Origin of the sequence: uncultured Anaerobiospirillum sp. (assembly GCF_902485895.1) — a bacterium.
In the GTDB taxonomy this organism is placed as follows: Bacteria; Pseudomonadota; Gammaproteobacteria; order Enterobacterales; family Succinivibrionaceae; genus Anaerobiospirillum; species Anaerobiospirillum succiniciproducens.
Genome location: NZ_CABTML010000097.1, coordinates 1 through 12,304, shown reverse-complemented (window position 1 = coordinate 12,304; position 12,304 = coordinate 1). Strand labels below are relative to the sequence as shown.

4 protein-coding genes are annotated in these 12,304 nt (G+C 43.8%); all 4 read left to right on the top strand.

The window, feature by feature from the left end:
• On the top strand, positions 1-1,416 hold a 1,416-nt coding region (locus tag RDO37_RS07785), incomplete at its 5' end, for a hypothetical protein (protein WP_308498675.1).
• A gap of 1,773 nt (positions 1,417-3,189) precedes the next feature.
• Positions 3,190-5,364, top strand: a complete 2,175-nt coding sequence (locus tag RDO37_RS07780; protein ID WP_308498674.1) for an ATPase, T2SS/T4P/T4SS family — start codon at positions 3,190-3,192, stop codon at positions 5,362-5,364.
• Positions 5,365-5,535: 171 nt separating this feature from the next.
• On the top strand, positions 5,536-9,084 hold the full coding sequence (locus tag RDO37_RS07775; RefSeq protein WP_308498673.1) for a hypothetical protein: 3,549 nt from the start codon (positions 5,536-5,538) through the stop codon (positions 9,082-9,084).
• Positions 9,085-9,951: 867 nt separating this feature from the next.
• Positions 9,952-12,234, top strand: a complete 2,283-nt coding sequence (locus tag RDO37_RS07770) for a hypothetical protein (RefSeq protein ID WP_308498672.1) — start codon at positions 9,952-9,954, stop codon at positions 12,232-12,234.
• The last annotated feature ends 70 nt before the right edge of the window (positions 12,235-12,304 follow it).

The window sequence follows — 12,304 nt, the reverse complement described above, 5'->3', positions numbered from 1 at the left end:
CTTTTTGAGCATGGAAAGCGCGTTGAATACAGTGTGAATGATGACATTGTGGAAGATGATTGTGACTCTTTTTTACACATGGCTACTCAGGGAAAAAAGCATCGCTCAGTATTCTTGCCGCAGATTGCCAAAAACTGCGACATCATGCCTCATTTACATCATAAGACCATAGCTAAGCTCACCTCTAAAAGTGGCTCTATTGTAAGCTTCGTGCTCAATGAGCGTACTGAGCAAAATGACAGTGCGTCTATGCCGCAAGCTAATTTAGCTAGAATAGATAAAATCAAAGTCAAAGAGAGCAACAATAGCTATCAGTCTGTTGATCAATCAGACTCAAACTATCAGACTTTTGCGCAAGCTGACTCAAACTATCAGACTTTTGCCCATGCAGACTCAGTGCAAGCTCCATTAGTAAGCTCGCAAGAACAAGAGATTTTGGCGGTAAATCCGCATGCTGATGCTTTATCTGATCGTGTCTCCGTTAAGGTAGCCTCAGCTGCTTTATCTCAACAACATGGCTTAGCAAGCACTAATGCGTCCTTAACTGTAGCTCAAAAAGAAGCAGTTAATCATGCGATACAAAAGTCAGAAGAGCTCTCTAGTTCCATGAACAAGGTAGCAGACAAGATTGCGTCGCATGAGCTCAGCGCTTTATTTGGCACCGATGCGCTCATTAGCATCTTTGTTGATGAAATAGAGCTTACCGACGAGCAATATCGTGCCTTAAGCGTTAACGATCAAGGCAGTCTAGTGTTATCCGATGCAACTGTGGTGGGGCACGAAGGCCTATTAAGCCGCAATGACGATGGCACCTTATTCTTACACTTAGATAATCACAATGGCGCTGGCGCTTTAAGCGATTTAAAGCAGCCATCTAAAGCTATTGCCAAAGATATTTATTCTCAAAATGACAGTGCTTGCCTGCAAGCAAATGCTCAGCTCAAGCAAGATGCTATTGAGATGCGTAATGGCAGTACGTTAGACAATGCTGATGCTAACTTGCAAAAACAAGCTCAAGGCTCAATTAGCAGTGCCAACAAAACTAAAACCATCGATAGACGTAATACTTTCACTGTTCATCCAGGCAGACAGGCTGATTTTGATGTTAAGCACTTTAGCGACATCAAGGTTCTACCAATCAATGAACAAGGCACCACTCAAATCTATACACCTGATTACGATGTTTACGATTACAAGCAAGAAAGCAAGGTAAATCTCTCAGGTGAGCCGATTGAACCTTCTGTATTTAAGCCTTTAGTGCCAACCATTCATCACGGTCAATTCTCATCAGGCCCAAGTCTTACCAATGTCTTTGACCAAGACATAGATCGTAAAAATAAGCTTCTTGACCAATCTATCTTAGAATGTCGCGATGGCCGTCCAGATAAGCAGCCACTACGCAAGGTATACGAATAGTCATACCCACTACCCCAGGCCTAGCACATCCGCTAGGCCAAACAAAACTGTCCCAGACCTTATTACCTCAGTACTCATTTCAGCCGCGAGCAGCAATCTCAAACCGTTTACAAGCATTGCTCGCCTCTTCTTATTCAGCCATCCCAACCAGCTTTAGCAGTTCAAGCTTACTCACTAATAGCGCTCTCCATAGCTATAGCATTAGCTTCAATCACAGCAAAAACCATAGCTATAACTTTAGCTTTAGCCTCGATCACTGCAAACGAAGCCGTTTAGCTCCCCCATGCACTTTGCTAGGCGCTTGCAAAGCTCACAGCTGCTTATAGGCTTCAGCTGGTTAAACCTGCGCTTGTGGCGTCATAAACGAGTCATAAACGAGTTATAAACGGCGATCTACGGCTTATAATCGCATCTGTTCTATAGTCCATTAGCAAGCAAAATGTGGCCGCTTGCTCTTAAGTCTCAGCTCTTTTGAGCAGCATGCTGGTAAAACGTCTATCAACATGTGCTGATGGCAGATGCAGCCGAGGTTTATGAGATTTTGGGCAACTGAGGGGGGGTAAAGTGCAGTGTTTTACCACGACTCTTTAGGGGGATTACTTTTGTTGGAGATGATGGTTTAAACGCATATTTTTAGCTATGAAAACTAGATTGATTACGGTAGGGTGGCTGTTTTGATGTCTGATTAAGGCTTATTTTGTGGTTCATTCAAGATCGGGCTTGAGACTTGTTGTGCTCTGGCTTTAAGACGTTTTTTGTGCAGTTTGAGATCACAGATTTTTGGGGCTTTTAGGCGCGAGCGAATGTCTTAGTCAGGGGAGATTGAGGGCTTTTTAGGTGGCTTTTATGGGGTAAAAGCCATCATTTGGCTTTTGCAATAGTGCTGAGGGCTCCTATAGCACAGAAAAAATATTTTTGGCTATTTTTCTAAATCTTATGCTCAAAATCGTCCTTGCATCACACTTTAAAGAATTGAGCTAAGCAAGGATCAACGCTTGTGGAACGGCACATACCATATTTGAGCTAAGAATAGTTGAGAAGTCTATCACAGACATTTCAATAATCTTGCCTACTTTGCCCAAAGTAGTCTTGTAAATACGATAAATATGCCTTTTATAGCGTTTTATGGTGTTGGTGAGCTTGTCAAAATTTCGCGAGTTTTGGGGTAAAAAGTGGCCTGTGAGTGCGGAGATTTTGGTGGTGTTTGGTGTGGTCTTTTGTACCTTAAAAAGCAGATATAAATGGGCTTTGTTGAGGGAATGTGTTTAGTGGTGGCATGCGGATTTGGTAAAAAAGTGTGATCGCTCTCAAGTCAGGCTTAATCATGCAAACTCATCTACTGTGAATTATTAACAAGCCATAATTTGAGCAATTTGTCTAAGTGCCTATGATGTCCTTTGTCAGGACGCGATTGACAGCAAACCTTTGGCAAACTGCCTCACGCCCAAGTTTTCCCATCTTTAGCTCAGCACATGCAGTACTTAAGATCTCTGTTATCAGTTCTTTTGGGTTGGTGCTTGTTTGCCTTCTAAGACTGATGACATCGTTAGCAAGAGATGCTTTTTAGTTATGCATTTAAGTAATGCCTTCTCGCAGTAGCTCGTTGGGCATGTTGAGCTAAGCAAGAGTTGAACTGCTCTTAGCTTAATGGTTACTAAGCAAGAGCCTTCTAACTATAGAGTGGTAGATAACACTATGTATGTGCATCAAAGCAGTAACAATAAGCCTGTCTTAGCAGAACGAGTATTTATAGGCCTTAATGATGATAGCCATGTGTCTTCGGCATCCTGCGCTGCTGATGCATATTCTTTAGACCAGGCAATTAACGTACAGTCAGGTAAAGCAGCTAATCATAACGTTGATGGTGCTGCAGATACAGATTCTGCAGCTAAAGGTACTGTCGATACAGCTCCTGCAGATAAAGATACTGCGGATACTTCTCTAGCAGCTAAAGAGTCTTTAGTTGCTAGCTCTGGTGCAGATAATTGCGATATGGCGGGGGCTAGCGATGTGGCAGAGGCTCTCGTTTCTGCTAGTGAAGTTAAGGAGAACAAGCTTAGCGGTCTTCTTTGTAGGCTGTGCGCATTTGATAAAGAGTATGGCATGGGTAGTGCTGAAAAATATGATGCAATTGATGCTCTCACTATTACCGTGCCTGAATCTGAGCGTATGCGCCCTGAGGGCTTTAGCTTGGTACATCAGTCTTTTACTGAGGCATTTAAATCTTATAAGCGTATTAATAGAGCTACTGTAGCAAAGCACAAGTTGCCGATGAGTATTAGAGCATTACAGATGCTTGAGGCAGCTGATGAGAGCATGTTTGCAGAGCGTCAAGAGGCTTTATTTACCTTGGTGTTAGCGCTAGGCGGACCGATCTTAGAGCTGATGGCTGATCCAAAAGTATGTGCCATTGCCTTGGGTACTGATACTCGTGTGATCTATGAGAACAAGACAGATGAGATTTTAGTCTTACCGCAAATTGAGCAGAGCAAAATCCATATTCTCGTTCGTGAGCTCGTGTTTTTAAATGCGCCTGAGCGCATGCGTGATGAGGATATTTCAGATATTCATGGAAGAGTAGGTTTAGGCAATTTTTACTTTGTAGCCGATGTGCCTCCTCACTCAAGCGTACCAGTGATCTCTATGTGGCGCTGTACTGATGAAGTTAGCGTAAGTGGTCCTATGATCACTGCTGCTCAAGATGATCCTGGTGTATACGGTATTTGCGATTGTCGCTTTGACCCAAAGGCTGCTGCTTTACGCAATATGACTCCTAAGGAGCGTCGTACCTTAGAGTTTTGCGGTAAAGCAGAAGATAAGGTCGAAGGAGATTGTGAGATTGCCTCTGTGCTCGAGCTTGATCTCAAGCTTAGCGAGCGTGCTTGGAAGATGCTCAATAAGATTGAGCGCAAGTGGCGTACTGGCAATTACAACATTGAGTCATTACGCATGCTCACATATTTAGTGGGCCCTGAGATTATTGAGCTTTTAGCTAATCCTGAGGTAACTGAGATCGCGCTAAACTCCGATCGCCGTTTGTTTATCAATACATATACTGAGCGCTCAATTGAGCTAAGTAACTCAAGCAATACCAATATTGAGGCGCTGATGCGTTTGCTCTCCTCAATGCTTGATATGGACTTAGGCTCTGACAAGCACATCTTATCTGGCATCTTGCCGCTTGATGGCAGCCGTGTAGAGTGCAATCGTCCTCCAGTCGTGCCTAATCCAACTTTAGTCATTCGTAAACATGCTGCTTGCTCTATGACCTTAGATCGTCTGATGGATCTTAAGATGCTGACTATGACTGAGTACGTCATCTTAGAGCATGCGCTTAAGGCTCGACTGAGCATTCTAGTCTCAGGTGAAACTGGCTCAGGCAAGACCACCTTACTTTCTGCCTTAATCAATCAGCTTGCCGATATTGCCCCAAGCGAGCGTGTTATTTGTTTAGAGGATACACCGGAGCTTATGCCGGTTATTGCTAACTGTACTCATGCCTATACCTCAGATAGTACCGATATGAGTGAGTTAGTACGTTCTGCTCTAAGACAGCATCCAGATCGTATTGTGGTCGGTGAAGTACGTGGTCCTGAGGCTTTAGATCTTATCGATGCATTGTGCACTGGTCATAAAGGTAGCTTCTCATCCATGCATGCAGGTAGCGCAGAAGAAGCCATTAAGCGTTTAGGCCTCATGATCTCTCGCAATGAACAAGCACCAGAAAACTACAATGATTTAGTTGCAAGTGGCGTCGACATCATAGTGCAAATGGAAAGCCGTCCTCAGCCACATATTCGCAGCATAAAGTGCGTCAATGGCATTGAGGATGAGCAATTTATTATTAAGCCAATCCGCTCAACTCGTGATATTGACCACTACATTGAGCTGAGTCAATCCCAAGATGATCACGAGCAACGTGAACTTCAGCATCTGCAAGCTAATTAAGCTTACTAAAACCTTAGCGCAGTTTAGTTTTTACGTCCTTAAGCCAGGGAGCAAGTGCTCCTTGGGCTCAGTACTTTACTCTTGCTTTAAATATTTGAGGCTGATATGACAACTAACGAGCTCCTAATAAGTGTTTGCCTAACCATGGCACTCTTGTGTGGTGTGTTAGCAGTGTTATTTTTCCTCCGCTCGCGTCTTAGCGTTCCAGAGTATGCCAAGATGCCTACGGTATGCGATTTAATCGACTATGCCACTATGCCAACACAAGATGTCATTGTGCTTAAGTCTGGTGGCTTAATGAGCATGATGGAATTAATGATTCCAGACATGTCCAACTTTACCGACACCAAGCTAAAAAGCTGTTATGAGTTATGCCAAAAAGCTTTATTAAAGCTTGAGGGCAACTACGCTGTTCAGATTGATGCCATTAGATCAAAAGACAATTCCTATGCGCCAAGCATGCTCACTAGCAATGTAGTGCTAAAAGATTTAGAGAGTCGTCGTGAGCAGAAATTTGCCAAAGAAGGTAGCTATGTAACTCATATCTATCTAACCATTACATATGCAGGCAAATCCAAAGAGACCCGCCTTATCAGCCGTCTCATGACCAAAGAGGCCATGTCTAATGATAAGTACAATGCCACTTTGGCCATCATTAAAGAGTTTAGACTGCGCGTAAAGATTGTGGCCGACTCCTTAAGCCAGTGCTTCCCGGTCAAGATCTTAGGCAATGAAGAGATCGTCTTATCAAGCAAGCTTAGACCTGTTTGCGGCAAAGCAGACTCAAACAATACAGCAAGCTCTCAAGATCATGAAATCCAAGATGCCAAGTACCAATCTGCCAAGCAGCAAGCTGCTGACAGCACCTTAGCCTTGCAGCCATCTTATTGCAGCACCTCAACATTAGATGCCGCTCAAGAACATGGCGATCTTTCCTTTGAGAACGCAAGCAAAGTTACTGCAGCAACAAGTATTGATGCTAAGAAGATCCAAGATCTTGATGACAATGCCACTAGCTCAATGCCTAGAAGCAACGCTTTCGACTCTAATGCCTATAGCAATGCCGAACATAAGGCAGAACTTGCCAATGGCGCGGTAGCTACTGCAGCTGCCGATGCAGATGCTACACATGCTGACAATGCTGGTACTAATGCGAATGCTGCACATGATGATATTGCTGACGTGGATGCTAATGCAGATGCTGATGAGGCAGATGAGTATGTCGCTAAGGCAGACGGCGCTTGCAAAGCTGCTGCTACAGCTGCTGCAGCTGCTACAGATGCTCCAACCGCTGTGGGCGCTGGTGGTGATGAGGTAGGCTTATCAGGGCTTGCCAATGCTCAGATTGCAAAAGAGAAATTTGACTCATCACATCGCGGTAAAGCCGTTATTAGTCGCTTATTGACTGTGATTCATACTTGTCTAACTGCCAAGACACATCCCATTGCATATCCAGGTTCTAGAGCTTATTTAGACAGTGTGCTAGCAACGGATGACTATATCTCTGGCTTTACCCCAAAGATGGGATATGAGCATATGAGTGTGTTGTCAATTGAAGGACTGCCATCAGCAACTCATGAGGCCATGCTCAATACCTTAGCTACTTTGCCTTTTGCTTATCGTTTTAATAGCCGCTTTGTCATTTTTGATCATGCAACTTCAAAAGTTTACTTGATGAAGTATCGCAGCCGTTGGTCACAAACACAAAAGGGCATCTTATCTCAGGTCTTTAATATCGAAAGAGCCAAGGTCAACCAAAATGCTGTAGATCAGGTTAAAGATATTGATGAAGCTCAGCGAGCTTTAGATAGCAATGAGGTGATGTTTGGTTCTTATACCGCAACCTTGCTTATCCACGAGCAAAACTTCCATAAGCTCCAAGAGAAAGTAGCTGCAGCTATCGCCGCTATTGAAAGAACAGGTCTGAGTGTTCGTGTAGAGACTATGAATGCCGATGACGCATTTTTTGGTTCACTGCCTGGTCACTTGACTGAAAACTTACGTAGGCCATTAGTGTCTCAAGATGTGCTCTTAGATTTAGTACCAATGTCTCTGCCTTCACAAGGAGAGGAAACTAGCCCTAATCCTTTATACGGCTTACATGCATCGCCATTAATGCAGGTAAGAACAGAGGGTTTGAGTAAGTACTATCTTAATTTGCATGACAAGGATGTGGCCAATACCTTGGTAATTGGTCCAACTGGTGCGGGCAAATCTATGCTCCTTGGCGAGCTCATTATCAACTTGCTGCGTTATCAAAGGATGCGTGTCTTTGCTTTTGACAAGGGCTGTTCTTTCCATGCTTTAACTAAAGCCTTAGGCGGTAGTCATATCATCTTAAATAACTCAGAGCGCATGCTCTGCCCTCTATATCATTTAGAGAGTAATGCCGATCTTGATTATGCCCAAAGCTTTGTGGAGCTCTTGTTACGTCAGTCAGGTGCTACTTGTAGCCCAGAGCTAAGACACGAGATTCAGATGGCTATTAGAGCACTAAGCTCTATGCCGCATAACTTAAGACGTCTTTCGGATTTGCATAGTTTACTGTGCAGCCGAACTTTAAAAGAGGCACTGTCTGCCTATACCGCAGAGCAAAGTGAAAATTGCATCTTAGATGGCAACACCAATGCTACCACCTCAAGTTTCTTAACTACTTTTGAGTGTGCAGATGTGTTCTCACGACCTGAGTCTTTCTCTGTACCAGTGCTCAAACAAGTCTTTAGACTCATTGAGCAACAATTAGATGGTAACCCACTTGCCATCGTGGTGGATGAGGCTTGGTTAATGCTCAAAGATGATGTCTTTGCTGCAGAGCTTTTAAACTGGTTTAAGACCTTACGTAAATACAATGCCTTTGTGATTTTGGCGACACAGTCATTAACCGACTTAGAGGCATCAGAGCACTTTGAAAATATCTTAGAGTGCGCCAAGACCCGTATCTTCTTGCCAAATTGCGATGCGATCTCGGATGCCTTGAGAAACTCATACTCCATGATGGGTTTATCTAATCAAGAGATTAACTTGGTAGCCTCATCTGTGCCTAAGAAAGACTATTACTTCGTTAAAGGCGATCAGCGCATTTTATTTAACCTCATGCTCTCAGCTGAGGAAAAAGCTTTGCTTAGCATTGCTGGTGAACACTCTATGGCTAAAACTAATGCTCTTTATGACAAATATGGCCCACTCTTCTACACCCACATAGCCACACAAGAGCAAGAGGCGGTAGAAGAAAACGCCATCATTAAGACCATTAGTGCCAATCACAAGCCTTCGTTTATCGAGAACACATTAGGCCACAGTAACAAGCACCATGCTAACGCTAGCTCTAATTGCCAAGAAGAGGATACGACTGCACAGGCAGATGAAGGTACTTACTGCAGCAATTCAGTTGTCAACGATTTGTTGACAACTGCCTCGGATGGCAAGAACTACCCAAAGTCCGCAGATAGCAGCAAGCAAGAGGCCTTTTACGAGCAGAAAAGATCAGTCAACCAAGATGGGTCTAGACGCTCAGCTTATGCAGGCAAAAACTTTAAGAAAAGGGCAGCTGACCATCAAAAAGGAGAGTTTAGCGCCTCAACAAGTTTAGCTAAACGCTCATCACAAGATCCTGCCAACAAAACAAAGGCAGGTATTAAGCAAGGCTTTGGCAGCAATCTAATCCTTAAGGCCAAAGACAAGTTGGGTGCAACCTTTGAGCAATATGCCAATCATTCATAAGCATTGGTGCAATTAACAGTATGCATATGCATAAGCAGATGTAACAGCAATGGCATATCCATATCACTATGCCACTATGCATCTAAGACCTCAATTAATCCTTTGAAGCTCCATGCCTAAAAGAAAGGTAGCGCTAAGTCATAGAGCCTACAAGAAAGGTAGCGCTAAGTCATAGAGCCTGAGACCAAGGAGCAATTGCTTCTTGGTCTGATCACGCAGGGTCTAAGACTCAAGCTGAAAACAAGGAGGTGCTGCCATATACAAAAGACAATCTTGGAAATCATGTTGAACTAGCACGCAGCGCTAACGAAATGCGCGAGTGCTATTACCATCCGTTTTTATCTGAATACGCTTTTGATTAACTGCCGCTTAGATCTAGCTCTTTGTAAGAGCTATTAGTTTGAGCGGGCGGCTTACTACGCCCTTAGCAAAGTGAACTTATACACAACAAACTTTTAAAAAGCGCCATAGCAATATCAAGAAAACGCGCACTAAGCCTGTGAGGCCTTGTCTGTAGTTTCATTTTGCTATGACAGATGTAACTTAGTTTTGTAGCTAAGTTGGATTAACTATAACTATGTAATGCCCAAACCATACGCAAGATAGCGTGCTAAGAGAGAACTAAAGCAACTGTAAAAGGCTCTCAAGCTTCAAGACTAAGAGGCGATCACGCAGACTAAAACGACTTAGAGGCCAAGTAATCACGAGCAAATATTGCTGCTTGCCGCTAAGTGGCAGCTATCGTAGCTGCGCTAATTAGTCTGGCTTATTTGTCTAAATGAAGCAGAGCACTTTTGCTCATACGCTTTAAGACTCTATTAGCAGCTTTTTTAATGTGGTGGCCTTACTAAACAAGAGGATATATGCATGTCTAATAATGCTCATTCCTTACAAGTAGAACTTCAACAGTCCATTGACGAGGCTTTAGAATTTTTAAGCAGCATGCAGCGCAAGTACGATGCAGCAAAAGGTGGCGAAAATGAAGAGTACTATGCCAATAAGCTAGAGATGGCTAAGACAAATCTTCACACCTTAGAGGCAAAGTTATCTTCACTAAAAGCTCAGCAAAATCAGGTTAAACCACAAAGCATTCCATCTAATGCCGCTGCTAGTACTTTCAGTGAAGATAAGATAAGTACTGTAGCAGCCAATACTGAAGATACAAGCTCAGAGCAGAACAGTGAGGAAAGGCAAGATCTTAATAGCGACTCTGACTTACTCTTAGATACCCAAAGAGATCAAGACCAAGCAATTAGCCAAATCTTGCAAGAGACCACACCAAAGTCACGCCCACACTCAGCTGCAGTCAAGAGCGAGTCTACTGCCAGGGATATGAGCATGACTGACAGTGCCGACTGTTCTGTAGCCATTACCGATGCCACTACAGACGCTGCTCATGAGGAGCGTGCTAGTGGAGCTTCACAGCTAGAGTGTGCAAGTGAAGCAGCCCAGGAAGAGCGTGCAAGTGGAGCTGATCATAAAGATGCTGCCGCTGATGAGCATTTTGTGGGGCGCAAGGCAAGAGCTAAGGTGGTGAAAGCTCATAATGGCCGCAAAGATCTTAGTGAGACTCGTATTGTTGGAGATAGCGTCTATCTGCAGGACAAGAAGAATGAGCATACACAAATGCGTATCAAGCTGCGCAATGCCATTGCTAAGGCTATTGAGAGCACAGGGGAGCGTTTGCCAGATTGGTTTACCCTAAGCTGCAGAATTGCTTCTTTGTTTAAAACCATGTCTGTGCAGGAAATTGAGTACACCTCTAGAACTATGCTCTGTGCTGCATGGCGTCGTAAGTCTAGCTCTGTTGGTGTTAAGACTGCAGCAATGCGTAAGTTATTTGCCGACGATCTTATCTGCATAGTCGACTCTCACCGATTGGCTATTCGTGCCTCAGAGTCAGTGATGAGCAAGGAGCGCAGCAAACTCTTTGTGCGTTGTAAGAAAGCTATTGAGGGCGGTAAAGCCTCAAGCATAGAGGCATTTGCTGCCATGTGTCGCGAGTTTGCAACTGACTTTGTGCATCTAACTGAAAGAGAGATTGTGCTGCGCTGCCGTCTGCAGTGGTATCAGCATTTAGTCGATTTTGCCAAGCTCACAGTAGATCGCAAAAGCTTACAAGTTGAGTATAACAAGCGCATTCTAAAAGACTGTGGTCAGAGCAAACCAACTTTAGATGATTTTGTCTTTACTAGCGGCAATAGCGATGATGAGAACAAGGCTATTGAGCGTGGTCTAGAGAAGTACCAAAAGGCTGTAAGAGACTACATTCAGGCAGCTAAATTCCACTTTGTCCCAACTGCCGATGAAGTCTTTGATGCTTGCAAACACATAGCACCTGTAGTTGCTGATAGTGAAAAACACTATATCTGTGAGGTCATGTGCAATCGCTATGAGTCTCAGGTTTTACAAATGCGCAATCAGAGTTTTAAGCAAAACGACAAAAACTCATTGCGCAATGCCATCAAGCGCCTAGCTTTGTTAACTGAAGAAAAGAACGCAATTGCCAAGACCTTACAGTCATTCTTAAGTCGCCTAAATACCCTCATAAGCTCCATGAAATCTGCCGCAAAAGAAGGACTAGCACTCTGTGCACCTCATAGCATGCAGCTAGCTTCAGTATGTGCAGGTAGCGCTTTTGTCGATGAGCATCTCTCCTCATTAGCCGATACTGAAAAGATCACGGACTCTATTGCAAACCATGAGCAAACTACGAGCTCGATTGCAAGCCAAGATCAAATGAACCTAGCTCATGCCGATAGCCAGGCAGTGTCATCAAACGAATCTGCAAGCGTAACTGCAGATACAAAAGATACGGACACAGCAATTGAGGCATCTACTGTGGCTGCAGCAAAGACTGAAAGTTTAGAGGCTCAATCTACTAAAGCTGATAGTGGCGATAATGCGCAGACCGATAACAGCACCAGCACCAGCGCAAGAATCAGCTGTATCTCTGCGGATAAGAAGAGCGATGCTGCCGAGCCTGACATTGCTAAGCAAGAGTTAGAAGATAAGCAAGAGTTTGAGGATGCGCCTTTATTTAGACATGCAGAAAGTGAAGCTGCTCCTAGAGAACAAGAGACTGCTACTACTCAAGCTGAAGAGCATGGCACTGCTGCGTCAGTACTTGGTCGATTTTACGGGGGTTAAATTTAAAAGCTAGCATACATATTATAAACCGCATGTTTATCGAATTTTAAGGAAACATGCAATTGCTAGG

Coding starts and splice junctions, on each gene's coding strand:
- RDO37_RS07770 (WP_308498672.1), top strand. CDS start 9,952: ATGTCTAATAATGCTCATTCCTTACAAGTAGAACTTCAACAGTCCATT.